Annotated in this window: 32 protein-coding genes, 1 tRNA gene and 1 pseudogene; 10 read left to right on the top strand and 24 right to left on the bottom strand. The window is 55.7% G+C overall.

Annotated elements, in window-relative coordinates; all coding sequences use genetic code 11:
* Positions 1-6: 6 nt before the first annotated feature.
* Positions 7-312: a hypothetical protein gene (locus HKK53_RS06295; protein WP_169370049.1), complete on the bottom strand. Its 306-nt coding sequence runs from the start codon at positions 310-312 to the stop codon at positions 7-9.
* Positions 313-444: 132 nt separating this feature from the next.
* Positions 445-981, bottom strand: a complete 537-nt coding sequence (locus HKK53_RS06290) for a sterol desaturase family protein (protein ID WP_169370048.1) — start codon at positions 979-981, stop codon at positions 445-447.
* Between the two features lie 477 nt (positions 982-1,458).
* Between HKK53_RS06290 and HKK53_RS32775 the strand changes: the two genes are divergently transcribed.
* Positions 1,459-1,584, top strand: coding sequence for a hypothetical protein (locus tag HKK53_RS32775; RefSeq protein ID WP_272900297.1), 126 nt, complete (start codon positions 1,459-1,461; stop codon positions 1,582-1,584).
* A 1-nt stretch (position 1,585) separates the two neighbouring features.
* A complete protein-coding gene (locus HKK53_RS32545; RefSeq protein WP_237150714.1) occupies positions 1,586-1,774 on the top strand; it encodes a hypothetical protein in 189 nt (62 codons plus the stop codon).
* Positions 1,775-1,791: 17 nt separating this feature from the next.
* Here the strand turns inward: HKK53_RS32545 and HKK53_RS06280 are convergent, their stop codons facing one another.
* Positions 1,792-2,367, bottom strand: a complete 576-nt coding sequence (locus HKK53_RS06280; RefSeq protein WP_169370047.1) for a hypothetical protein — start codon at positions 2,365-2,367, stop codon at positions 1,792-1,794.
* 158 nt (positions 2,368-2,525) lie between these two features.
* On the bottom strand, positions 2,526-3,014 hold the full coding sequence (locus HKK53_RS06275) for a hypothetical protein (RefSeq protein ID WP_169370046.1): 489 nt from the start codon (positions 3,012-3,014) through the stop codon (positions 2,526-2,528).
* Positions 3,015-3,457: 443 nt separating this feature from the next.
* On the opposite strand from HKK53_RS06275, the gene HKK53_RS06270 reads away from it, so the two are divergent.
* Complete coding sequence (locus HKK53_RS06270; protein ID WP_169370045.1) at positions 3,458-3,694, top strand: hypothetical protein; 237 nt, start codon at positions 3,458-3,460, stop codon at positions 3,692-3,694.
* Between the two features lie 111 nt (positions 3,695-3,805).
* Here the strand turns inward: HKK53_RS06270 and HKK53_RS06265 are convergent, their stop codons facing one another.
* Positions 3,806-4,003 carry a tautomerase family protein gene (locus tag HKK53_RS06265; protein WP_169370044.1) on the bottom strand — a complete coding sequence of 66 codons (198 nt, stop codon included), beginning with the start codon at positions 4,001-4,003 and terminating at the stop codon, positions 3,806-3,808.
* 162 nt (positions 4,004-4,165) lie between these two features.
* Here HKK53_RS06265 and HKK53_RS06260 point away from each other — a divergent pair, with 162 nt between their 5' ends.
* Both HKK53_RS06260 and HKK53_RS06255 read left to right on the top strand, forming a co-directional pair.
* Positions 4,166-5,068: a LysR family transcriptional regulator gene (locus HKK53_RS06260; RefSeq protein WP_169370043.1), complete on the top strand. Its 903-nt coding sequence runs from the start codon at positions 4,166-4,168 to the stop codon at positions 5,066-5,068.
* A gap of 1,026 nt (positions 5,069-6,094) precedes the next feature.
* Positions 6,095-6,535, top strand: a complete 441-nt coding sequence (locus HKK53_RS06255) for a hypothetical protein (RefSeq protein WP_169370042.1) — start codon at positions 6,095-6,097, stop codon at positions 6,533-6,535.
* Between the two features lie 942 nt (positions 6,536-7,477).
* Here HKK53_RS06255 and HKK53_RS06250 read toward each other — a convergent pair.
* The 4 genes from HKK53_RS06250 to HKK53_RS06235 all read right to left on the bottom strand — a co-directional run bounded on the left by HKK53_RS06250 (position 7,478) and on the right by HKK53_RS06235 (position 10,045).
* A complete protein-coding gene (locus HKK53_RS06250) occupies positions 7,478-7,687 on the bottom strand; it encodes a hypothetical protein (RefSeq protein WP_169370041.1) in 210 nt (69 codons plus the stop codon).
* Between the two features lie 469 nt (positions 7,688-8,156).
* Positions 8,157-9,206 (bottom strand): tyrosine-type recombinase/integrase, encoded by a 1,050-nt coding sequence (locus HKK53_RS06245; protein WP_169370040.1) that lies wholly within the window; start codon positions 9,204-9,206, stop codon positions 8,157-8,159.
* 1 nt (position 9,207) lies between these two features.
* Positions 9,208-9,450, bottom strand: coding sequence for a DUF4224 domain-containing protein (locus HKK53_RS06240; RefSeq protein WP_169370039.1), 243 nt, complete (start codon positions 9,448-9,450; stop codon positions 9,208-9,210).
* Between the two features lie 37 nt (positions 9,451-9,487).
* On the bottom strand, positions 9,488-10,045 hold the full coding sequence (locus HKK53_RS06235; protein WP_169368740.1) for a hypothetical protein: 558 nt from the start codon (positions 10,043-10,045) through the stop codon (positions 9,488-9,490).
* A gap of 525 nt (positions 10,046-10,570) precedes the next feature.
* Between HKK53_RS06235 and HKK53_RS06230 the strand changes: the two genes are divergently transcribed.
* Positions 10,571-11,596 carry a hypothetical protein gene (locus HKK53_RS06230; RefSeq protein WP_169370038.1) on the top strand — a complete coding sequence of 342 codons (1,026 nt, stop codon included), beginning with the start codon at positions 10,571-10,573 and terminating at the stop codon, positions 11,594-11,596.
* Positions 11,597-11,750: 154 nt separating this feature from the next.
* Here the strand turns inward: HKK53_RS06230 and HKK53_RS06225 are convergent, their stop codons facing one another.
* A complete protein-coding gene (locus HKK53_RS06225) occupies positions 11,751-12,350 on the bottom strand; it encodes a hypothetical protein (RefSeq protein WP_169370037.1) in 600 nt (199 codons plus the stop codon).
* Positions 12,351-12,444: 94 nt separating this feature from the next.
* Between HKK53_RS06225 and HKK53_RS06220 the strand changes: the two genes are divergently transcribed.
* A tRNA-Ile gene (locus tag HKK53_RS06220) sits at positions 12,445-12,529 on the top strand.
* 50 nt (positions 12,530-12,579) lie between these two features.
* Here the strand turns inward: HKK53_RS06220 and HKK53_RS06215 are convergent.
* Positions 12,580-14,742, bottom strand: a complete 2,163-nt coding sequence (locus HKK53_RS06215) for a DNA cytosine methyltransferase (RefSeq protein WP_169370036.1) — start codon at positions 14,740-14,742, stop codon at positions 12,580-12,582.
* Positions 14,743-14,821: 79 nt separating this feature from the next.
* Between HKK53_RS06215 and HKK53_RS06210 the strand changes: the two genes are divergently transcribed.
* Complete coding sequence (locus HKK53_RS06210) at positions 14,822-15,007, top strand: hypothetical protein (RefSeq protein ID WP_169370035.1); 186 nt, start codon at positions 14,822-14,824, stop codon at positions 15,005-15,007.
* Between the two features lie 187 nt (positions 15,008-15,194).
* The gene (locus HKK53_RS06205; RefSeq protein ID WP_237150712.1) at positions 15,195-15,839 is read left to right on the top strand and encodes a hypothetical protein; all 645 of its coding nucleotides are present in this window, start codon (positions 15,195-15,197) and stop codon (positions 15,837-15,839) included.
* A gap of 33 nt (positions 15,840-15,872) precedes the next feature.
* Here the strand turns inward: HKK53_RS06205 and HKK53_RS06200 are convergent.
* Positions 15,873-16,275 (bottom strand): annotated as a pseudogene (locus tag HKK53_RS06200) (hypothetical protein).
* Between the two features lie 109 nt (positions 16,276-16,384).
* Between HKK53_RS06200 and HKK53_RS06195 the strand changes: the two are divergent.
* The gene (locus tag HKK53_RS06195) at positions 16,385-17,203 is read left to right on the top strand and encodes a putative phage abortive infection protein (protein WP_169370033.1); all 819 of its coding nucleotides are present in this window, start codon (positions 16,385-16,387) and stop codon (positions 17,201-17,203) included.
* A 31-nt stretch (positions 17,204-17,234) separates the two neighbouring features.
* Here HKK53_RS06195 and HKK53_RS06190 read toward each other — a convergent pair whose 3' ends face one another.
* The 12 genes from HKK53_RS06190 to HKK53_RS06140 form a co-directional block, all read right to left on the bottom strand.
* Positions 17,235-17,555: a hypothetical protein gene (locus HKK53_RS06190; protein ID WP_169370032.1), complete on the bottom strand. Its 321-nt coding sequence runs from the start codon at positions 17,553-17,555 to the stop codon at positions 17,235-17,237.
* Positions 17,556-17,627: 72 nt separating this feature from the next.
* Positions 17,628-17,879, bottom strand: coding sequence for a hypothetical protein (locus tag HKK53_RS06185; RefSeq protein ID WP_169370031.1), 252 nt, complete (start codon positions 17,877-17,879; stop codon positions 17,628-17,630).
* Positions 17,839-18,105, bottom strand: a complete 267-nt coding sequence (locus tag HKK53_RS06180) for a hypothetical protein (protein ID WP_169370030.1) — start codon at positions 18,103-18,105, stop codon at positions 17,839-17,841. Before HKK53_RS06180 ends, HKK53_RS06185 begins: the two co-directional genes overlap by 41 nt.
* A gap of 2 nt (positions 18,106-18,107) precedes the next feature.
* Positions 18,108-18,770, bottom strand: a complete 663-nt coding sequence (locus tag HKK53_RS06175; protein ID WP_169370029.1) for a lambda exonuclease family protein — start codon at positions 18,768-18,770, stop codon at positions 18,108-18,110.
* Complete coding sequence (locus HKK53_RS06170; protein WP_169370028.1) at positions 18,770-19,759, bottom strand: RecT family recombinase; 990 nt, start codon at positions 19,757-19,759, stop codon at positions 18,770-18,772. The genes HKK53_RS06175 and HKK53_RS06170 overlap by 1 nt, the downstream gene beginning before the upstream one ends.
* A gap of 55 nt (positions 19,760-19,814) precedes the next feature.
* On the bottom strand, positions 19,815-20,942 hold the full coding sequence (locus HKK53_RS06165) for a hypothetical protein (RefSeq protein ID WP_237150708.1): 1,128 nt from the start codon (positions 20,940-20,942) through the stop codon (positions 19,815-19,817).
* A gap of 158 nt (positions 20,943-21,100) precedes the next feature.
* A complete protein-coding gene (locus tag HKK53_RS32770; RefSeq protein WP_272900296.1) occupies positions 21,101-21,226 on the bottom strand; it encodes a hypothetical protein in 126 nt (41 codons plus the stop codon).
* A complete protein-coding gene (locus HKK53_RS06160) occupies positions 21,223-21,417 on the bottom strand; it encodes a hypothetical protein (RefSeq protein WP_169370027.1) in 195 nt (64 codons plus the stop codon). The genes HKK53_RS32770 and HKK53_RS06160 overlap by 4 nt, the downstream gene beginning before the upstream one ends.
* Positions 21,414-21,647 (bottom strand): hypothetical protein, encoded by a 234-nt coding sequence (locus HKK53_RS06155; protein WP_169370026.1) that lies wholly within the window; start codon positions 21,645-21,647, stop codon positions 21,414-21,416. The genes HKK53_RS06160 and HKK53_RS06155 overlap by 4 nt, the downstream gene beginning before the upstream one ends.
* Entirely contained in the window at positions 21,644-21,892 is a 249-nt protein-coding gene (locus tag HKK53_RS06150; protein WP_169370025.1) for a hypothetical protein, read from the bottom strand. The genes HKK53_RS06155 and HKK53_RS06150 overlap by 4 nt, the downstream gene beginning before the upstream one ends.
* A 26-nt stretch (positions 21,893-21,918) precedes the next feature.
* Entirely contained in the window at positions 21,919-22,344 is a 426-nt protein-coding gene (locus HKK53_RS06145; RefSeq protein WP_169370024.1) for a hypothetical protein, read from the bottom strand.
* A gap of 21 nt (positions 22,345-22,365) precedes the next feature.
* Positions 22,366-23,184, bottom strand: coding sequence for a hypothetical protein (locus HKK53_RS06140; protein WP_169370023.1), 819 nt, complete (start codon positions 23,182-23,184; stop codon positions 22,366-22,368).
* Positions 23,185-23,195: the final 11 nt, after the last annotated feature.

Here is a 23,195-nt window from a genome sequence, read left to right as displayed (position 1 = left end):
TTCGATTCAGCTCCCAGAGCCGGTACCCCCTTTACCCTCACCACCCCCTTTGGAACCTCCGGCGGGAGCAGGGCCGTTATCGGTCGTGCCAGAGTCGGCGCCATTGGATATGGTTCCCGTCGTGCCATCAATGCCGGTGGCCGACTTGCCACCGTCCGTACCCGTCCCGACGCTGTTCGTTTCGTTACCTTGCGGCTGCGCGGTCCCCGGTGGAAGGGCGGAGCCTTCGGTCGTCTTCTCGGCAGCCAGGCCATAAAGCGAACAGGTGGAGAGCAGACCGGCGAGGGTGAGCACTGCAAATTTGTTTTTCATGGTTCAAATCTTCCATAAGCGTGGTTGACACAATATTGGAAGAAGGGGAAATGCAAAGGTGCTGGGGAGCGGACGGGCGGTGGTTAAGTTGGGGGTGGGTGTGTGGCCCGCAACCCGATACGACAGGGTGTTTTATGTGTTTTCCTCGACCGTGCTGAGCGCCGGGACCCGGACATAGGTGCCGAACACGTGATCCCAGAGTGGCGAGGACACGCCGAAATTCTTCTCGACGCCTTTGCGGTGATGCAGGTCATGATTGACCGCCAGTCCCGAAATAAAACGGTAGGCCCAGTGTTCCGGGCGGTGCATCACGTAGTGCAATGAGATGTAGAAGAAGTAGCCGACGATCACGCCGGTGAAAGCCGACGTCAGGCCGGTCAACCACGCAAGTACCAAAAGTCCGGCATAGGCCGAGCTGGTCTTCCAACTGGAAATGCCGATGAAAGCGAGCACATCAAGATGATGGGTCCAATGTTCCCGGCGGTATAACGAGTGGAACAAGAAGCGGTGCACCAGGTACTCAACCAACGACCAGGTCAGCAGGCCGGCGAGTGCCTCACCGAGATGTAAGGGGGCGATACACAGGGCGAGGGCGACAAACAGTGGAACGGTAAAAAAATCGAGGTAATACGCAGCCGATGACATCAGCCATTTGTTGGACGCAGCCATGCGCAAGAATTCCTTGGTGTGCCCGATAGGCATCATTTTATGAGTCGATGGGGTGAAGCGCGGCAAAACTAACATAAGAGCATTGGATTGCATATTTCGGCTGCTCACTTTCTTGGCTGCGGGAGTAAAACTCACGTACATCCTTATTGATTGGATCCAAAAAAAGTTATAACCCTATTCTTTAACGGTCTGCGATATCAGTCGGTTTTACTGCTAGGTTGGCAATGCGCGACATCAACGTTGCTAATTGCAAACAGTGTACGGTCTGCCCATAAAAGTCCTCTTTGAACCCGATACTTGCACCTCGCGGCTTGAGATATAACGTGCCGTTACCCGGCCGATCAAGAGCAATGCGGTAGCGGCTTCGATAACGATCATCCGTCAACATCCGGCCAGGTAAACATCATCGCTTTTCAGTGTTGCTGTAACTGAAGGACTGCCGCCGCGCGGGCTGTTTTTTTGCAATTAGGAGCATTCATGTTTGCAGCGGCACTGATTTACATCATGGCGGTCATCAGCCCGGGCCCGAACTTCATTATTGTCAGCCGTTTTTCATCACTCCATTCGGTGACCGCCGGTGTCGGCGCCACAGTGGACCGATAAGGTGCTGGTGGTGCTGTTATGTTCAACGCTGGAGTTGATCTGGTATTCAACGGTGGCCTTGCTGTTCGGACAAGGCCGGGTCCGGGCGCTGTTTCTGAAATACACGCGCCAGATCGACGTCGGGCTGGCTGTCTTTCTGGTGGGGTTCTCGTTGAACAATGCCATCCCCGTTTTTATTGGCAGTCACTGAGGATGGCCTGTTCTACCTCAGCCCTGGCGCGATGCCGGTGTTCTGCGGTAGCGATGGGTCAGCAGCAAGGCCAGCATCAGGCCCAGCAGGCTGGCACCATAGGACATTTGCAGCGCCAGGAAGTAATCCACGGTTTCGCCGGGACGCACACAGCTGTAGCCATAGCTTTGGCCTTCCTGAGTGACGCCCGGCGCGTCGGTCAGGTCAACGGGTGGCAGGGGTTCCTGGGGTGCCGTCGGAGCATCGGGCTTGCCGATGTAGCTCGGGCTACTCCAGCTTTGCTCCGACAACTGATTTATCGCCGCCAGTTGCCCGGCGTTGCAACGATTGAGCGCATAGCCTCCGATGATAATCACGGCAAATACCAAGATCAGCATCGGCACCACGTAGTAGCGCTGTGCAGGTAGCAAGCGCACCACCACCAGTCCGGCAATAAAGCCCGAGACCCATGGGTTGGCCCAGAAAGCCCAACTGCCGCCCCAGCCCTCGGGGATCAGGAACATGAGCGTGTAGGGCACGACAAATCTCACCAGCAGATTGCACAGGGCAGCTACCAGGACGGCGATCAGCAGGGGTTTGATCAAAGACTTCATTGGGTAGTCATAACCTTGGGTGGGCAGTGTAGAGCGGGGAGAAAAAAAGGCGCGGCCACGCGACCACACTAAGCAGCGAACGCGGGACCCGTCTTGTCAGGCAGCAGGAGACGCCGTGAAGCCACAGGGCTCGCGACGTATCCATTTACTGCCGGGTATCAGGAAGCGTTCTGCTGATAGCTGCAACCCACGTAGAGATCGCTGTCCTTGTCTTCCGTGGAAACCACTCGCAGGGTTGCGCCGTTGTCGAGGCTGCGCTGGAAGTCGACATAACCGTCGGTATCCAGGACTTTTTTCAGCTCCAGTTTGCTGGCGATCTGCTCTGCATCGGCCTTTGGACTGCTGCTTTTGGCCTGGAGAAAGAAGCTGGCGCGGTCAGTCATCACTGCGGTGGTCGACGATACACCGTGCACCGTCAGCGCCGGCGTGACCTGCCACGCGCCGCCGCCCCATGGGCTGTGTGGCACATCCTTGGGCAACGACAATTGTCCAGCGTCCACCAGGCCATTGAACTCGGCCACCTGCTGCGCACTGGCCTGGCACTCCGCCAGCGCTTTGAACAGATCGCTTTGGCTCGGGCCGGCGGCCAACACAGAAAAGGTAGACAGGCACCCAGCCAGGGCGACGAAACCAAGAGAGACTTTCATGACGACATCCTTGTTCAGTTGAACCAACAGGTGATGGGCACCCGCGGTGAATAACAGCAGTTATTGGGTATTGAGCTTCCTGCCCGGCTGCACACGGGTTGGCGCTGCGGGGCAGAAGCTTGCCATCGCTGACGTTAATATGCCATCAGGGTATCCCCGAGAATGGGCTGCCGTGGAAAAGCCTGTTTTTTAGGCTGAAACCAATCAGTGTCCACCTGTTGAAAGGCATGAGTCAGCACTAAATATTCAACTCTTTATTGTTCCCGCCTTTAGCCGTTGTATCGTTTTTCTCCAAAGGTTCGACTATGCCGAATCGTGGTGTGAGCTTAAGTAGAGGCGCAACGTCAACCGCCCGGGCCATGCTCTACCTATGAGTCTGAACTATACGATGATCATCAAGTCAGGATGGTTAGCTGTACTTCTAGCCATATGAGGATGCCACCGTGCGCAACTTCACCCTGGAATACCTGTTCAACGGCGAGCCCCGCACGTACATGTTCCAATTAAAGCAGCTTCAACTGCCCGTCCACGAGGCGGCGATGCACCTGTTGCAGCTGCACTTCGGCGATGGGGAGAACAGCTTGATCATGCCTAATGCGGACGCGACGCCGGAGCAGGTTCTAGAGCAGGCTGAACGGGTAGGGCTGACGCAGATCAAGGTCGCCGATCAACCCCGATGACGCCAGGACTTGGCATCTGCGCTGCCGTATTTTTCAGAGTCCTTTTTTTGGCATCTCTTGGAGCAAGGGGGCGCATCGCTGACCAAGCCGATGCACGTAGCGGCCGACAACTCAGGGTTTATCTGGAGCTTGCCCGAACAGCTTGCCCGCACCCGCCCAGTCCGATGGCGCAATGTCTTCGAAGATGACGTAGATGTAGTTCGCATCAGTACCGGTGTACCTGACGATGCTTTCGGTGATGTCTGCGGCAACCGCAGCTTTTTGCTCGTGTTCCTTACCTTCGAACCAGCTCACACGTACGACGGGCATGACGTATTTCCTCTTTTAGGCATGGATCAGAGATGCGGCTTTGTTGGCGTCGAGCCGCATCGATGTCTTTCGAGAGCCCATGCTAGTGTGGAGTCTGCTGGCGATAAACAGCCTGAAACTATAATCTGGGTAGACATAGATTCTACAATCAGACGATTTTTTATGGTTCCTATCGATTCCTTTCAGGGTGTGATCACGTTTGTGGTCGCGGCGCGATCCACCAGTTTCACTCAGGCGGCCGAGCGCCTCGGACTCTCCAAGTCGGCGGTGGGCAAGTCCATTGCGCGGCTAGAAGAGCGTCTGGGAACCCAGCTGTTTCATCGCACCACCCGACGGATTTCCCTGACGGCCGATGGCGAGGCTTATTTGACGGCTTGCTCCACCGCCCTTGAAGAAATCGGCGCTGCTGAAAGCGGGCTCGGTCCAAGGGGCGCAGAACCATCAGGTCGCCTGCGGGTAGATATCCCGGTGGCATTCGGTCGTCGGGTAGTGGCCCCATTGCTGTTCGAGATCGCCAACAAATATCCCGCGCTGCAATTGCACATGACGTTTTCCGACCACATTGTTGATCCCTTCGAAGAGGGTATTGATCTGCTGGTGCGCTTCGGCGATTTGAAAGACACCAGTGGCCTGGTGGCGCGCCGGTTGACGCGCCAGCGCTGGGCGATTTGTGCCGCGCCCAGCTATCTGGCACGTTTTGGTGTTCCGCAAACACTGGAAGAGCTGAGCCATCACCACTGCATTGTCGGCCATCGCCGGGGCCAGCCGCTGTCATGGCGCGTCAGGCAAGGGGCAGAAACGGTGCGTTATGCACCACTGTCCGCCCACCAGATTGGTGACGGGGAAGCCATGATTCTTGCGGCCGTTGCCGGGACAGGCTTGTGCCAGATGCCGCGTTGCCTGTTCAGAGAAGACATCGAAGCGGGCAGGTTGGTTGAAGTGCTTGAAGCATACGAGCCGGATCCGGTGGATGTGCACGCCGTCTGGCCAAAGGTGTCGCATCTGCGTCCCAAGGTCAGGTACGTGGTCGATGAGCTGGTCAAGCTCTGTGAGCATTGGCAGTGAGGCTGTCGAATCCGACTTTCAGTATCAGTAACGCAGCGCATCAACGACCACAGCAAACGCGGACGAGGAGCTGATTCAGTTCGCCCCTAATTTGAGTTTTATGTTGTTGGATGGCCACCAAGACCATGACGGCGCTGGGGTATAGCAGCCTGGCTGATTGGCTGGTGTTGCATCGCAGCGGACGGTGTAGCCTTTGTTGTTGAGTTCCCTTCCGCCTTCGCCGGTACCGCGCTCACTGTATGAGGAGCAACCACCGAGTAAAGCCGCAATCAAAAGAATCGTTGTGTACTTCATAAATGCCTCCCTGCGTGGAGCACATAGCTTAATCATTGAATCCCGCCGAGTGCGGGCTTTTTTTCGCTCAGAGAAAAGTGATGCCTGTTATCGGGAAGACCGCGACACCCTTGCTCGCCTGCTGTGGGGCGAAGCCTCTAGCCGTTATGTCGAGGTCGTAGAGCTCTTTGCGAACTTTTGCGAGCTGCCCGGACCGCTGTCGAAGATTGCTCATTGCTTCCTCGCGGATACTGGCGCGCAACCAGGTTCACTCTAGTGAGATCAGTCTGGTGCTGCTCAACGACCGATTTAGCCGGCGAAGGTGGGGCAAGGACTTAAATTTGCTGGTTGGCTTTGTGCCTGTGGCAACGCTTTTTACTCTACGTAGGCGGGTCCGAAACCATTTTGCAAGTCAACCATGGCGTGGACCTCGGAGTGACATGCCCCCTATGGGCATGGGGCGTGAGCGCCGTTTAAGCCTGCAAGGTGTATGGGGCGGGCGCTTACATTACAAAAACCGTTGGTCAGTTTTCAATGCAACCCAACAAGCTAGAGGCTACGTTTGTGAGCGAGTCCGTAAAGCGACGGGAGAAACCAAGAAGTAGCTGAAGCGTTAATTTGAGCTGGACCCAATGACGTTGATTCCAGGATGGAACTTGAATAGGGCGCGGTACGTCGTTCAGGCGATGCGTAGTCAGACTTCCAGTCTGTAACGCAAAACCCGCCACCTTTAGCCTGTTAAGGAGAACATAGATGGCAATCAGCCAAGTACTCGAAACATCAGATAAGACAGCCCTCGTCAAAGCTGAGGTTTACCGTTGGTATAACCTCTTCTTTCCGTGGTCGCGCGGCGTGTCTTCTCAGTCAGAAGGCGCCATCAAACCCTTATACGATGCGCTGGCTAGTGAGTTCCGAGTGGTGCTCACGGATGGCCAGATCATGGGGCGGGCGGACTACTGGGAGCGACTCTGGGGCCTACACGGAAAGCGTGTCGGGAGCCCCGAATCGCACATCACTAATCTGTCGATCACACCCCTTCCAGGGGACTTCTTTCTAGCGGTATTCGATCTCGTAAAGGACGGTATTACCAAGAAGAAAATTGATTCGGCCCTCATGCGCATCGACCACACCTCCCCATCGGGAATCTCGTGGATTTACGTCCATGAAAGCGAGCATGAGAGGTTGCTCACGTGAGTCGCTGCGAAGCAGTGCATTCGATGAGTTTGAACAGACTGCGCTGCACTTTATGCTCCCGCACGTGAAAGAGAAGCTGTAGTTGTTGGACTGGGGTGACTACCTCGTCGCCGAGATCAAGCTTCAGTTCAGCAAGGCTTTCATTTCGAAATATCTTCGCCACGTTTTCGCTTATTTGCACTTTGTGGCGTGGACTTTCTATTGCCTGGTAGCGTACAGGCAACAAAAAGCCCGGACTTTGCCGGGCCTCTTTGAACATCACTCAGCGAGAATAAAGCTTCCTCACTTGCTCTTTGCGTTCGTAAATGGATTTACTCTTTCGCCTTTGAACCCAACCCCAGAGTGCGTGCACGGGGTGAAGTACGGCTCCAAGCACGCAAAGCAGCATGATGATGAAGAGCGAAATAAGCGGGATGCTTTCGTGCGAGAACATGGTGGGTTACTCCTGTATTCACTATGTCGGAACCTTGAGGGTAGACACCTGCAGCGGCGGCAGGATGAATGTATGTTCATCTTTCTCTGCTTGAATTGCGGCGGATCAGCTGTTACCCAACAACTCATTGATACTGCGGAACGAGCAATTGCAGGTGCTCCGTCGATAAGAGATAGGGTGGCGCCTTTCAGGGCGAGGAAGAATCAAGCGGATTTTGATATGGACGTTGTCGGGGGACATCGGCTGAGCCGCGTTCTTCGACCCCGTTGGCAAGCTCTAGAATGGCCGCTCATAGATATGGTTCAGAATCATCAGCTCAAGCACGGCCACCAACACACAGAATGCGACAAATCCCCGAGTAAAGGCCCGACGAGGCTTTTCGTAAGACGAAATATTGCCGAAGAGAGTGAGGAGGTCGGATAGAAACTCAAGAAGCCCCATAGATGTATGCCTTCGCTCCGTCAATTTACCCAGCCTGCAACTGGATGGCAGGCTGCCTCGTACATCACTTAATGGAGCGTCGCAACCCTGCGACTCTCGCCAATTCTGATCCGATCCAACGCTCTGTTTAGCGAATCCAAAGCATCAAGCAGCGCTTTCGCCTCAGATTCCCGGCCATCACCCCAAAGGCGTTCAGCCATTTTGTTCAGGGCCTGGATAGAGCGCTCAATGTCCGCAGCGGTCGCCGCCGTTTTATTTTCCTGCTGTTTCTTCGGCATTCAGTAACCCTTTTGCTGGACATTGCTTGGCTCTCAGGAGCTCGCGCGAGTCCATCGTTCGCTAGACCCTGTATTTGGTCGACTCCGCCAAGCCCAAAGCGCGAACTATGGCCGCTGGAAGGTCAGCGTAGCATCGTGTTACATGACGAATAATTAACGATCGGCAGGACGCCGGACGAGGGGTGTAACAGGTAGGGTTATGGGACACATGCCAAAAGGCAGCGATTTCACCAAATCCCAGAAACGAAAAAGCCCTGACTAATCAGGGCTCTAACGTATTCAAGATGGCGGAGGCGATGGGATTCGAACTCATGGACCTGTTACAGTCGACGGTTTTCAAGACCGCTATTCGAAGCCGCTGAAACCGGGCCCTGTAGCTGTTTTTCGTTACAGTACTTTCGTTTTACGGCTCCTCTGAAGGCCGCATTCTACAAGGGGTCAAGTTTGAGTTTTGTAACGGGTTTTTGGGCTACTTTGACGGCTTGGCGATGGCGCCGATGCGGCGGTAAACACGTTCGGTAATGTCGCCCTTTGTGTGACCCAGAAGCAGGCTCGCATCGCCGACGTCGAGGATTTCCGACGCGGCTTTCGGCCTAATGTCACGGAACTGGAAGCTGCCGATTTTCTCGGCCAGTTGAACATCGCCTTTCTCATCAGCCTCTTTCTTGGCTTTTTCACGAGCCTTGTCCCATCGGTCGCGGAGCATCTTCGCGGTCATGCGTTTACCGCGCGCACTCACAATCAGATAGCTGCAAATGTGCTGAGCATTGCGCTCAGCCATTTTTGCGATCAGCAGCCCCAGGCTGTTGGCCTCGTCGCCGTCGGTCATTTGAATACGCAGCTTTTTGTGTGTCTTGTTCTGCTGTACACCCAAATATTTCCCCTCGACATCGTCCTTTCTCATGACCAGGACATCTGCCGGCCGCTGCCCGGTCAGGTAGGCCAGGTCCATCGCGTCTTTCAGCTCTTGAGCAGCCTTCTTGTAAACAGCATCCCAAACAACATCATTCGCGTAATAGTCCCGCGGCGTTTCCTTGTTTTTACGAACACCCTGGCAGGGATTCTCTTTGGTCGTCAGCCCCCATTCCCGAGCGATATTGAAGACGTGGGAAAGGGTGGCGATCTCGCGATTCGCCCGTACCTTGGCCGTCCGCGCATCCCGGTAGCCAGCAATCGTGGCCGGGGTGATCGAGTCGATAGGGGCGCTGTCGAACATCGGCCGGAGCTGCTTGATCTCTGCCAGGTTGTCCTTCTGGGTGCGCGCCGCTTTCTTCGAGACGATATCGCGGATGTATCGGTCGAAGATGCCCTTCATGGTGCGCAGGTCGAGCGGCTTTTCCTTGGCTTCGAGCTCCGCCCATTTGATCCTGGCCAGGTCCAGGTCTTTACCCAGTGGAATCGCCTTCCCGGTCAGGTCGAGGTAGTAATAGGCGATCCAGTCTTTTCCGCTTTTCCGTGGCCGCGTCCATTGATACATCCGGGGCGGCAAATTACGTGTTTCGGCCTTGCGGGGTCGCATATCAGTTCACTCGCGAGAAGTCAGGCGTCCATGCCGGCGCCGCCGGCGGTGGGTTGGGGTCCATGATGGTCGGGGAGAGCATGCCCAGCTTCATGCGGGCGTACATCCGGCCCACGAGCGGCCGCTTGCCGCGGCTTTCGATAAACACCCACTGGCGATCAATTAGCCACCGGCGTTGGTAGGCCCTGGCCTTGTAGCCGGTAATATCGGCGAGCTCTTCGTCTGAGAGGATTTCTGTTTCCATGTTGTTGCTCCATGCCGCGCGTGACGGCAGAAGGTGGTTATTGGGCGGCTTTGGCGATTACTGCTTCAGCGGGGGCGAGGGCGGCGTTGTACTTGTCGAGTCGTGCGGAGCCAAGCCTGGCCAGACCGACGAGATTGGTGAGGCTTTCCAGCAGTTCTTTGCTTTGATCCGTCAGCTTGATCACCTCCTTGCGGAGCTGGTCAGCGTCCTCCATCCATTCCTCTGCCATTATTTCGAAGTGTTCGGCAGGCTCCCATGGGGATGGGACGACGTTCGTTACCCAGTCGGGCCAGTGCTCAACACTTTCGCCGCGTGCGATGCGTTCAGCCTTCATCGTGTCGCCCATGGCTCGCAGCTCTTTTGCTCGGCGCTCGGCATCTTCCCTATTGAGGCAGGGATATTCTTCGCCCGGGCCAACACTGTGGATTGCCCAGAGCTGCAAGACTGGCTCAGCCAGAATGCACCGGAGCGCCAGAACTTCAGATGGTGTCGCGCCTTTATCCTCGAGCGCCGTCAATGCTGCTTCGGCAAGGATGCGGGGTACGGTGACGACTTCGGCTGCTGGTGGCGATGGCGCAGCCATTTCTTCAAGCATTCGTTCTATTCCGGACATGATTGAGCCTCGCCCGCCTTTTCACCGGCAGGCCTTGTGGTTTAATGAGAGAAATTAAGGAGAAGTTGCTATGGAAAACGCGTTTCGAAACCCGTTGTTTCTAACAGGGCTACCACTGACCGTTTGTGGCTTTGCTATCACCGCGCCTGGCTTGTGGATCCCAGGTTTGGTTTTGATGGTGTGCGGATGGGCCAAGGGGAAGAAGCAAGACTGAGGTCATCATCGCGGCCCCTTGTAGCAGTACACGTAGGCGAACTAGGCGAGGGCGATCATGGCTTCACCTCGCGGCGCGCCCAGCTGACGAAAGCCCCGTTTTCGGTGTCAAAGATTCCCAGCAGGAACCATTCAGGCCCGGGTGCGACCGAGTCCGAGCCGAGCCCGCAGCACATATGGAAATGTTTGAAGGTTCGTTTCGCTAGTAAGTAAGACTCCGTGCAACCACAAAACTATAGGGTGGCGTTAAATTGAAAACTGGGATAAAAAGATGTCAAGATTGGGCTGGGATCAATGAGCTGGGTAGTAGGTGAAACTATGGAAAGAAGCAAGGCTAGAAATCATCACTATATATCGCAAGTTGAACAGCGGCTAAATGCGATTGATAAATCCGTCAGTTCAGAAAATCAGCGGATCTTCAAGTTTGAGGTCGTTGATGCTGAGTCAAAAATAATAAAAAATCTGGATCTTGCAGGTAAAAAGATAGAAAAGAATCTTGCGATTAAAGATTTGTATGCTCTTAAGATGTTAGAGGGAGGCGGTCAAGAAAATTTAGAAGCTGCCTTTCAGGTCTACGAAAATGATATCGGAGAGTTAACGAAATCTCTGCTTGAAAAAATTGCGGATCCAAATTCAACAGATTTCAAAGTGGAAATTTTAAGGCTTTATCTTTTGAAGTTTCTAAACTCATTCAGAAATCCCTATTCAATCAAAAAAACACTACACACCCTTGCGTCGTTGAAAGGCGTTGTGCCGGGTAGTGCGCAGTTGGCGGAAAATTTCTCTAGCATCGACGATGGTCGTAGAAGCCAGGTTGCAAGAATTTGCAGGGAATATGGTGTATCGGAAGATGAATATATTGAGTGGTTAAAGGCCATATATCTTTTGATTCTTCAGCCGCTTGATAATGGACTAAATTTGCTTGAAACAATGGTCAAGTCTTTGGTGGAGAATGAGCGCCTAGTAAAAGATATTACGGTCTTTAGTTACGACAATGAGGGTGGTGGTGTCGGTATTCTACTTTGTGATCGTGGAATGGTTGAAGGTAATGTCGATGATGGTGTTTTGATACAGCTGTTTAATTTAGATGCAAATAACTTTGTGTCTTTTATGTTTATCGATGTTGCGGCTCAGCAAATAGTTCCAGTTCCGCCAAGATATCTTGAAGGCATAGAGCGACTAGCCAAAGAAACTAAGGTTAGTAACCCTGTCAACGACATGAACATGCTTGCTGCATACAATCGGTATTGCGTATGGCAGGCAGCTAGTCACGTATATTGCTCAAGGGTAATTGTTTTCGGTATTGAAGTTATCCATTAGCAGTAACTTCCTAGAAAGAGGCGCCCGGGATGTTGTGATAGGTGGTGTTAGCTAGCATGCTGCAACTGCTCGTCGCCAGTGGCGATACTGCCGTCGATTCATATAGCGTAGATTTCAGCCGGTAGCTTGGCGGCGATACGCCAGAAGAGACTGATCATGCCGCACGCTCCTGCTGATAGAAGTCCCACGCTGCTTTGTCACCCTGGGCCACGTACCAAGTCAGGTCGCCGTTATCTTCCTGATCGCGGACTGAGCCGCCGTACTGGCAGCCGGGGAATTTGAACGTGGTGGACATGACGATCCACGGGTAGCCAATCTTAAATTCGCCGAATGTTAGGTCGGGGCGCTCGGCCAGCACCCTGACCTTGAAGGATTCACCCTTGGCGTTTGCATCTGCGATCAGCTTGTCCCGCAAGTCTTTGCAGTCCTGATCGCAGTAGGCGTGCCGGCCGGCGTAGATGAGCGTGAGCGGATTACCTTCGTCGTCCTCGGCGTCCTCATAAAGCGGGGTTTCGCAGTTGTTGCAGTACAGCCACCAGCCTTGGTCGTGATACGCCTTTGCTGGAATGAAAGATTGCCCGGCGAATTCATCTGCCCACGGCGCGCGCCGGCAAAAGCTCACTTCCTCGAAGGCCAGGTTCAGTTCGTTCCCGCCTTCGCGGCGAGCCTGGGCGCTGCTGCTGGCGAAGGTGATGACATGTTCGCCTTCGGACCCTTCACCAACGTGATAGGCCTTTTGTTTTTCTGTGGGCATGGAGCGTCCTCGCCGGTAGTGGCGTATTGATATTTTCTTGGCGGTGAGTTAAATTTCCTGCCGCTCAGCCTCCTGCGGAAAGCAAAAGCTTTCCAGAGGTGGCAGAGTGGCCGATTGCACCGTCCTAATAAGTCGGCGAATGGGCAACCGTTCCATGGGTTCGAATCCCATCCTCTCCACAAAACCCCTTCCAGCAATGGAGGGGGTTTTGCGGTTCTGGGGTATGGGATTAAGCGGCGGCCGCCTGCCTTTCTATTGCTCGCCACGGGTCGTTGGCGCGAGCCAATGCTGCCATTGGCGGCGGGCTGACGCTGTTCCCGCACATGTGCACCTGCTGGGTCTTGGTGAATGGTTTGCCATCGGCGCCGTGGCTGATGATGTAGTCAGCGGGGAAGCCCTGAGCCTTGTAGAGCTCTGCCGGTTGCAGCATCCGCAGGCAGATGTCGACGATCACGTACGGAGTGCCTTTGATGGTGACGGTGACCAGGGCCAGCCGGTCCTTGGTGGTGATGGTCGGTGCGGGCTCGCCAGCGGCGCTCACGTTCTCAGTGCCGTAGTAGCTGATCAAGAATGCTGCGACCAGCAGCGCGCCGGCTTCTACCTCGGGCGAAAGCTGAAACTCGACCAGCGAGCTTTTGCCGCCGCCTCCCGCCGTGATGGTTGGTGCGGGTTCGTCCACGGCCTGGCCAACGCTGGCGCCAAACTGGCGTTCCATGAAGGCGGTGACCAATCCGTGGTGGGTGCCGCCGGCGCTGATGGTGTGTAGCGGGTCTGCTGCGTCCCGCGCGTCGCAGTTGCCGCGCAGATGCACCAGGTTCGCCGTCACCAACTGCTGCTGGCTGCCAGTGTTGGTGACCGTCGTCATCGGGTCTTCGATGCTCTTGGCGTCGGTGGTGTTGAAGCCGCCATTCATCTGGGCCATGAACACCGTCGAGATACCCATCGCGTGGGCCGCTCCGGCTGGGCGCTGATAGTTGCCGCCGCTGGTGATGGTCGGCAGCGGCTCATTGAGTGCCTTGCCTTCATCCGAAAACCGGAACTTCACTAGGTGCGCGGCGGCGATCGCGCGGTGGTTCTGGGTCATCAGCGTCCCGGCCGGCTGATCAATCGATGCCGGCTTGCCCGAGTACTCAGGTCCACCGGTACCGACCAAGACAGCACTGGTGAGAGCATGCTTCACACCGCCGGCTACCACTGTGCCAAGCGGCTGATCCAGACCAGGCACGCGCGGCTCCTGTCCCGGGCGTTCGCCGTATCCGGTCTGAATGAGCGTCGGACTGATCAGCGTCAGCTCTCCGCGGTTGGCGCAGGTCACCGTCGGCAGCGGGGCGTGTGGGTCGTTGATCCGGTCGCTGCCCTGGTGCGTGGCTGGCGCGATGATCGGGCTGGCCATTGCGAAGGATCCGCCGCGCGGCCAAGAGGTGACAGTGCGCAGCGGGTCGTGCGCTGACTGCACGCTTTCTCCGGACCAGTTTGCGATCGGCACGATAAAAGGGTCGGCGGCATCGATGACGAACTTCTTCATGCCCTTGGCGATTCGGCGCAGGGTGGCGGGTGCCAGCGGCTTGGGCCGATCGAAGATGCTTTTGCTCGGGATCGTCCAGTCGATGCATTCGGCGGCGGTGCGCCACTTCTGCTGACCCTTCACCGGGTGCTTGGCGTGTGTCGGCGCCGGCCAGACAATGGGCTCACCGTCACAGCGGGCGATCATGAACAAACGTTCCCGACTGGTTGGCGCGCCGAAGTCGCAGGCCTTGATGACGCGCCACTCGACGACATAGCCCAAGCGCTGCAGCTCGGCAACGAAGGTTGCCCAGGTCTGGCCGCGGCGCTTCGGGTCAGGCACCAGGAACTGCTGGTGGACCGGGACGACTTCACCCAGCTCGGCAATGGCTCCACCCAACTTCATCACTCGGCCAGTTGCCTTGCAGCGTTTGGCGATCAGCGGCCCCCACTGGAGGATCTGTTTCACGTTCTCTAGGCTGATGACGCGGGGCTTCTTCTTGCCGGCCCACTTCAGACCAATCCATGACAGGTTACGAATCTCACGCTTACGCGGCTGGCCGCCGGCGGCCTGGCTGTGATGTGTGCAATCCGGCGACATGTGGAACCAGCCAACGGCCTTGCCGCCGCATTCGGTATCCGGATCACCCTCGAACACGTCGGTGGTGTAATGAACAGCGCCCGGGTGATTCACGGTGTGCATGCTGATCGCTTGAGGGTTGTGGTTCTTCGCTACGTTCACCGCGCGGCCCAAGCCCATTTCCAGACCGGTACCGGCGCCACCACCACCACAAAAGAAGTCGACAACGATCTCATCGTCCTGAGTGCTGAAGCCAAGTCCGTATTGGGTTTTGAAATCGAAGGGGTGTTTCTTCTGTTGTGCGGACATAGGGGATCCTCGCCGGCTGGCGTGATTCAAAAAGTTGGGGTATTTATTTATGTCGAACTCAGCCTGGCTGGAGGCCGACATGAGACTGCAAAGCGATATCGATGCACTCGCGGCGATCGAGGAAGACGCGCGAATGATGCTGAAGCGAATAGGGATACCCGACGACAAGCAGAAGCTGGAAGTCGTGATCTGTTTGCGGCAGATCATCGACCTGGCGAATTACAGGAAAGCGACTGATCGATTTTCAGAGTCGTCAGCGCGGTAGGTGGTGCCTTTCGGCTGCTGGCGTGATTCGTTGAAGTGGGTTATTTGTGTTCGGCCCGACATGGGCTGGACACATTCGAGAGAAAGCAATGGCAGAGCGAAACCAGCATGGACTTGGCCGGTACGTGCCAAAGGATGTCCGTCGTGAAATCCGGACTCGGTGTGGGTTCGGCTGCGTGATATGCGGCTTGGCTTACTATGATTACGAGCACTTCGATCCCGACTTCAAGGATGCGAAGGAGCACAATCCAGCCGGGATGACTCTGCTCTGCATGCAGTGCAATCAAAAACGAGCGCGTGGAACTCTATCTGCCGCAACTGTTGCCAGAGCGAACGATAACCCTGTGTGCAAGCAGCAAGGGTTTGCCTCAGAGTTGTTTGATTTCGGCCCTGATCCTATTGAAGTTCGATTTGCCGGCGTCAGCTTCGTTGATTGTAAAGTTCTAATTCAGGTCCATGGAGTGAACCTGCTATCTGTTCGACCTCCCGAAGAGCCGGGTGCACCGGTTCTACTATCGGGATTTCTTGCGGATACAACAGGCGCAACAACACTGAGGATCGATGACAACGTGTGGTCAGCCGGTGACGACAATTGGGATGTGGAAATTGTCGGGCCTTTGATAACAATTCGTCGTGGCCCTACGGACATTGCTCTGCAAGTGCGGACATTACCTCCGCATGCAATCGCTATCGAAAGAATCGATATGCTATTTGAAGGTTATTTCTTAAGTGGCGACGAGAGTGCTCTGCGGATATCCACTGATGGAAAGAACTGGAGTGCTTTTTCAACGGTAGGGATGCACGGTTGTGACATCGGCATAAGCTTGCGCTGAAGAGTTTGATCTGAAGCAATAAATTATGACTAATCAGGCGCGCCGAACGTTAAAGTGCAACATCGCCTTTATGCTGTGGCAGTAATCCTGAAGCCGCTCGTAGGCCTTGTATTTGGCCTGACTTCGAGTGGCAGCCCACACCCCTGACCAGATCTTCGCGGGCCTCGCGGTTCCAGTCCAGATCATCCCAGTCATGCTTGAACTGCAGGGCCAACCACTCTTTCAGCGGCAGCGTCTCGGCCATTTCGCCGTACTGCATTTCGTGCGTTGGGTGGTAGTTGCCGATGCGCTTCTTCGGGGCTTCATCCAACGCCACGCCGATGTAGTGGCCACGATCCGCCAGGATGACGCCGGGCTTCCCGTGGGCAATCACGCGGCGGCCGATTTCTGCGGGCACTTGATAGTGCTGCCGGACGTATGCGCAGTTGTGGGTCAAGGATTATTTCCAGTCAGGCGCCGCCCTCCGTGACCGGTGGTGGCATTTTGATTTGGGTTAAGGTATTACGGTTGACCGGCATGGAGCCGGGTCAGATAGGTATAAATATATGAAGAAAAGAATTAGTGCTGAAGCAATGATCGCTGGCGGTGTATTGGCAGTATTAATAGCATATGTTGGCTATTATTATTTTTTGTACTCAGGTTATTCCTCGTCGGAGGCTATTACTGATTTGAAGGGGGTTCGCAGTGGGACATTTGGAGATGCATTTGGCGCCCTAAATGCCCTTTTTTCAGGCTTGGCGTTCTCTGGCGTACTAATCACGCTTTATTTTCAGAGAAAGGATTTAAAGGAAAGTCATATTCAAAACGCTAAGCAGCAAACAGAGTCACAATTTTACAATATGCTTGCCCTTCAGCAGCAAGTTGTCCAAGGATTTGATTTGCATCGTAGTGGTCCCGATGCCCATACGATACAGGGACGAGATTGCTTTCGCGATTGGAAGCGAAAAATGCAGGCGCGGTACGTCGCTCTGAGCCCAGATTTTCAAGGCAAGCCGGATATCAGCCGAGGAATTGAAGCTTTTAAAAAAATATACAGAGCTCATCAGGGCGATTTGGGTCTTTACTTTAGAAGTCTTTATTCTGTATTTAGATTTCTTGATGGGGTGGATCCTTCGCAAAGAAAACATTTAGGAGCAGTCATGCGCTCTTTGTTATCTGATTATGAGCTGGTATTTATTTTTTATAATTGCCTTAGTGAAAAAGGACGAAAATTCAATCGTTTTGCAATTGAGTATGCTTTGTTTGATAATTTGGATGCTCAACGGCTGCTGAACTTCGAACATGTGGCTCATGCGGATCGATTATCGCTAGGTGAAAACCAACTCGCATTGAAAATCAGAGAGGCCGCATACACTAATAAGTAAAACTAATTCAGAAGCGGAACGATTAGAACATTTATGGACTAACAATTTCATCGCCAGGGTTTTTTCGAATCTCGATCAGGCTCTGATTGTGAAATTTCCGCGCCACGTTATCGCTAATTACGATTTTGTGGCGCGCAGTTAATGCCATTCGAGCACCCTCAGGTCCGAGCGAATGCACATAGCGCAGGCAGCCTTCAATCACTGAGGCCTGCTCGGTATCATCGTTCCAGGCCATGAGCGTTTCCAGCGTCTGCCGCGTACCGAGCCTGACCCGGTGCCGCAGTTCCTTCTCGTCGTACTCGATCCGCTTCTCGGCGGCCTTCGCCGATCGCTCTTGTCCACTCTTGGCCATGGCCAACCTCTTCTATGCCACTGGCCGGCAGCGCCAGCCAGGTTTGTCGTTTGCGTTGTTGTGACCGGCTCTTCATCGAAACGCCGGCTCCAGCTTCGGATAATCGATGTCGTAATCCTTGATCAACCGGTAGAGCAGCGTTGAGCTGATGCCCAGGGTTGCGCAACACCGCGTTCGGTTGATGCCTTTGGCTATGCAGTCCTTCACCTGGGTGACCAGCAACGAATCGGATTCAAGCGCCGTCTTGTTCGGCGCGAAAGCCTTCTTCGGGCCGGCGGTGAACTCAATGGCGTAGCGCGCAGCAATGCCCCGAAGAACCCCCATCGTTATACTTTCTTGCTCGCATATTTCGGCCCTGGTCAGTTTCTTGGCCAAGGCGCGGATCCGCGAAATCTGCTGCGACGTTTCGGATTTCACCGCGGGCCGTTGGAAGTTCGGAGGCTGGCGCCCGCTGGATAAAGACCATGGCCAGGAACTGCGCGACCTGGGTGGCGAGTTCCATGGCCACTGGTTGGCGCTCGTTGATGATGTTGAGGTGGTTGCTGATCATGATCAGGCTCCTAAACGATGGGCTTGCGCACGAGCTTTGTCCGCGACCTCATCAACCATACGATTCAGCTCCAGGTTGAACTGGACCAGTTCAATGTGCAGGTTTGCGATGTAGTCTTCGTCGCGGTGAATCGTCTCGATGTAGAGCTGACACTCTTCATCCTGGCGAGAATCGAACGACAGAAAGTCCCACCATTTTCGGCCCGTAACGAACATGCAGCCCTGGACCTGCGGCATGTGTTCCTCTGGCATGCCTTCGAGCCATGTCCTGACGTGAATCGCTTCATTGAAAGGGCACTTCGACTCTGTGCCCCCGTCATCTTGGACCAAGCCGTCTGGAGAGCAGCCAAGCCAGTCGTACTTCGGGTGGACGATGAACTCGGACGGTATGACGATGTTGCCGGTTAACATCTCGTAGGCGTCCTGCGCCTTCTGCTCTTCGGTGTGGCCCCACTTCATGGAAGCACTGCTGACGTTGTGTTTCGACTTCTTTGCCAGTCGCTCGAAGCACAGTTCGCGCATGTAGGAGGTACGCGCTTGCATCGGCTCGCGCTTGCCATTTTTGTCGGGCTTACCCCAGGCCAGCACGTCTTTAAACCGGCTGGCGGTCACTCGGCCAGACCGGTCTGCATTCCACTTTTCAGTGCCCTGAAGTTCCGTTCTCACTATGCCGCTTCCCCGGCCTGAGTCAGGCCGTCGTGGGTGCCATTCATGTCGGTAAAGTCGGCATCAACGGTAGCCGCCATGTTCTTCAGCGCTTCGTGGCATTCCAGGCCGATGGCTGCACGCTGTTTAGGCTTGAGGCCTGCCCAGGCTGTCGCATAGGCTTCGATGTCCTGCTGTTTCGCGACGACCAAAAGGTCCGCAAATACTCCGTCGATTTCCGGAGATGGGGATTTCGGACCGAACGACACGCCAGCAGTGGCCGCGGTGTTTGAAGCCTGCTTGGCAGGAGTGATATCGATTTCGCCGCCGTACGAGTCTTCGAATTCGTCGGGGGTATAGACGCCGAGGATGACGTCAGGGCAGAAGAGTCGCGCCCATTTTTTTGTCACTAGGTAGGCGATCTGCTGTTTGGGGTCTTCCGCCCAAAGCGTAGAGTTCCGCGTGCGGACCTGGGTAAGCAGGAGTTCCAGAACGCGCGGCTCGTCTTCACCTTTGAAGGTTGCCCAGACCTTGATGCCGAGGCCCTTCTCATCGTCAAAGCTCCATCCGGGAACGCGATACTTCTTGAACTCGCCAGTGTCCTCGTCCTTCTTGGTCCGGCTAGTGACTTCGCGCATCTTCCCGATGACGTTTTCCCAGGCACCGAACCATTCGAAGTTCAAGCGACCCTTGACGGGGGCCTTGGCGATGATCACCGCGTTGACGAGTTGCGCCTCATAACTCAACGCGCCGCCATTGACGATGAATGTCTTCTGCGCAACAGCGAATGGGTTCATCTGCCACTGCATCGCCTGTAACACCACCGCCATGCAGTCAGCTTGATTGCCCCTCAGATGCTTGGGGACCGCTGTCACGCCTTTCGACATCATCAGCGCGAGGTCGCTCATCGACTTCATGGTGCCTGGGTCGAGAATGAGCGCTGCCGCGTTGTGCGATGGATCGTGGTACGTGGCGAGGCCGGTTTGTGCTTGGTTGTCTGAATCGGTCATTGCGCTCTCCGTGGCCGGTCAGGAGTTGGTCGGCCTTTAGATGGAAAGAGGGGAGTTAGAAGCGGATGGCTTGAAGCCAGGCGCGAGCAGTGTCGAGGTCCACGTCGAAGCCCAGGGCTACAACCTCGACAATGTCGTCAACCGATGGGGCGGTCGTAGTTACGTCGTCGGATTGAGCGGCGGCTGCATGTGCGCCGATGGGCACGACTTCGACCTTCTCTGCGACCACTGGCGCGGCCACCGGGGTGACTGGAGCAGGCGCGGCGGCCTGGGCGCGGAGACGGACCAGTTCTTCCTGGTCACGTTGATACTGTGCATCGCGCTCGCGCTGTTGGCGTTGCTGGGCTTCCATGTCGCGGCGCTGCTGGTCCAGTTCGTCCTGCTGCTTCTTCAAGCGCAGGCGGTCCTCCTCGGCACGTTGCTTGCGCAACTCCTCAGCCTCAGCGTCGGCAATGCGCTGCTTCTCGCGCAGCTCATCAAGTTCTTTCTGCTGGACCAGCAGCTTGGCGGCAGCCTCTTCTCGATCCAGGGCAGACTTGTGCAGCGTTTCCAACTGCTCAATAGCGTTATCGCGAGCGATGGTGCCTTCAGCTTCGAACTCTGCATATTCTTCCGGCAGGATCACCGATAGCTTCACGCCTTGCAGGATTTCGGCGATATCGACGGCGCTACGGCTCGCATATCCAGCAGCCACCGAGCTGAAGCGGGTAATCTTTGCCCTGATGGCTTCGACACGTTCGGCCTCGACGCGCTCGCGCTCGGCCTTGGCGTCAGCTACGCGCTTTTCTTCGGCCTTGATTGCTTCGTCGACAGGCGCCTCGATCGCCAGCACGCGATCCTTCAAGGCCTCGCCGAACTCCTTCACCTGGTTGACGCGAGCCTGGGCGTCTTTGACCTTCTGCTGATACGGAACGAGCGCGGTCTTGGTGGTGTTCGCCAGGGCATAGCGCACGTCGCGGATATCGACGCGTACTTCTTTCGCATTCGCCAAGCCTTCGCTGGTCGAGCAGTCAACGACCAGCTTCGCGTAAGTCGTTTCCAGGCGGACGATCTGCTCTTCGTGCGGGCGATATTCAGCGATGTCGGTGACGGCTACCGCAGGGACTACAGCTTTTGGTGCGTCGACGGTTTCGCTCATTTCGAGCGATTCTTGTACGGAGGCTTGCTTGGCATTTGCGGACATGACAGTTCCTTGCCGCGCGGTGCGCAGCTTTGAAAGGCGTGAGGGTTATTGAGTGACGCGGTCAGCGAGAGCGCTGAGCAACATCAGGAAAGCGAAGAGGCCGAGGGCGGGGAAAGAGCCGCGCCAGATCAGCAGGCGCCGCGCCCGCTGGCGACTGGTCACCGGAACACCCGGTAGGTCGTCGAGTGCGGCACCTGGCATACACCAGAAGCTTCGCGCTTGACGTTGTAGGCGAGCATCACCACAAGCAGGCCGGCGGCGAGTAGCCAGAAGACTGGCTTCATGGTCGAACCCTCACAGCGATCCGACCACCCTTCATGGTTGCCGCCAAACGACGTGGCAAGCTGGCAACCAAGGATTCGCGGGATTTTCCGATCACCTCGTTGAAGGGAAGGCCGAAACCCAGCAGGACCAGCTTCGATTCGATTTCATCGAGCTGCTCGTCGATCAGGGATTTAACCGGTGGGGTCGTCATGCTGCAGCTCCTTGCTTGATCGATTCGTTGTAGGTGGCGTAGATCTGGTCGACCCGCGCCCGGTAGTGGCGGTGCTCGTTGTCGTCGATGGCGCGCAACAGGTAGGCCAGGGTGATGACCGATGTTGCTGCCGAACTGGCGTTGGGCTTCCCGAGGTCGCGGATCATGTTGTCGATCTCGCCCTCGATCCAGCCGATCGCTGTTTGGTGATCGCGCTGCTGTGTGTTCACGACGACTTCTCCTTCAAGCCCCAGAATTCGCCGATCGCATCAGTGGCGGCGGCGACACGTTTGGCACTGGCCTTGCGCTCATCCAGTTCACGAACTGACCGATCTGCCAGTGCCTGGGTGCGCTTCAGCGCCTCGGCCTCGTAGTCGTGGAACTCTTCCGGCTGAGGCCTCTTCTCTCGCCCCCAAGCGTCGTAGCGCCTGTCCCACTCCCGGGCCTGGGCGCTGTCTGCATAGCTGGTTGCCATGGTCGCCTCCAGAGTGGCGGGGTGATTCAGTCTGTGTAAGCGATGTACTTAAATTTGCCTTCGCCGAGACGCTCGAAGCGACCACCGAAAGTGCCGCGCACCTTCGCCAGAATTTCTTCTGTAGTTGTGCCTTCGGGGTATACGCCTTCGCAGATCTGCGAGGAGTTGGTGTGCGAGCAGATTCTGTAATCGATCTTGCTCGGGTCGAGTGGGCGAGGTTCCCAGCTCCGGTAGATGCCGGTTGCCTTGTCCACATTGACGACGTAGTCGTTGACGATCACGTCGTCAGCTTCGTCCCACTCGCATTTGTCACAGAAGTGGCGCGCATCGGTGCAAGCCGAGCAAGGAGGGTTGATGTGGCAGCTACAGCCGTCCGCCTTGCGTATCTTGATCAAGCCTTGGCAGCCTTTGCGACGGCAGACATCACCTTCGCAGTGTCCGAAATCGCTCATGGCGACCTCCAGTGTTTGGGGTTAGGCGGCAGGAGTGACTTCAGCCTCAAGCTTCGCAAGCTGCGTGCGCAATTCTTCGATACGCTTCAGTGTTTGCTTGTGCTGCTCAGCGCTGTGCTTGTCACGAACAGCCTGAGGGATGGCGATGCCTTCGATTTTTTCCCAATCGGTTAGATGGATGCTGATCCGATCCGAAGCGAGGTAAGCGGCGGCGTCTTTGTCTAGCTGCGCCTGGGCCATAGCCAGCGCATCTTCGTAGCTGGTAGCGGGGTAGATTGTCTTGCTGCTACCGCTACCGTCGCGGTAGTCATGCAACCGATAGGCGAGGTCGCCATCCGACTTGCCCATCAGGGAGACGAGCTTGATACCTTCGACTCTTGTGCGACCACCGTAGGAGTCGCAGTCGTAGACCTTGCTGCTGTCTGCCCAGCTGATGATTTCGGGCGAATAACCAGCGACAAAGAGGTGGGTGATCTGGCCCGCCATGAAGAGCTTCAACGTTTCAATCTGGCCTACGTCGCCCCCCTTGACGAAACTAAGCAGCACGTCGGCATGAACCTTTGCCTTTTCCTTCGCCAGTGAAAGCCGGCTGCCCTGCTGGTCAATCTGGGCTTGGAGTTTTTTCCGATCACTTTCGTAGCGCTGCTCAAGCTCGCGCAGGTTCTTTTCCTTCCACGACTCAGCGGGCTGATCGTGAAGGCTTTTCACAACGAAGTTTTCGCCGCTCGGGATTTCCTGCCCGGCGCTGACGAATATTTCCTGGACGATGGTTTGTTCAGCGTTGAGCTTGCCGACGACCAAAACCTTTTTGCCGTCGCTGGTGTATTTGATATCGGTCATCACTTGCTCCT

The sequence above is a fragment of the Pseudomonas sp. ADAK7 genome (assembly GCF_012935675.1).
In the GTDB taxonomy this organism is placed as follows: Bacteria; Pseudomonadota; Gammaproteobacteria; order Pseudomonadales; family Pseudomonadaceae; genus Aquipseudomonas.
Note: the sequence above shows the minus strand (reverse complement) of the source record. Positions and strands in the feature narration are given on the sequence as shown.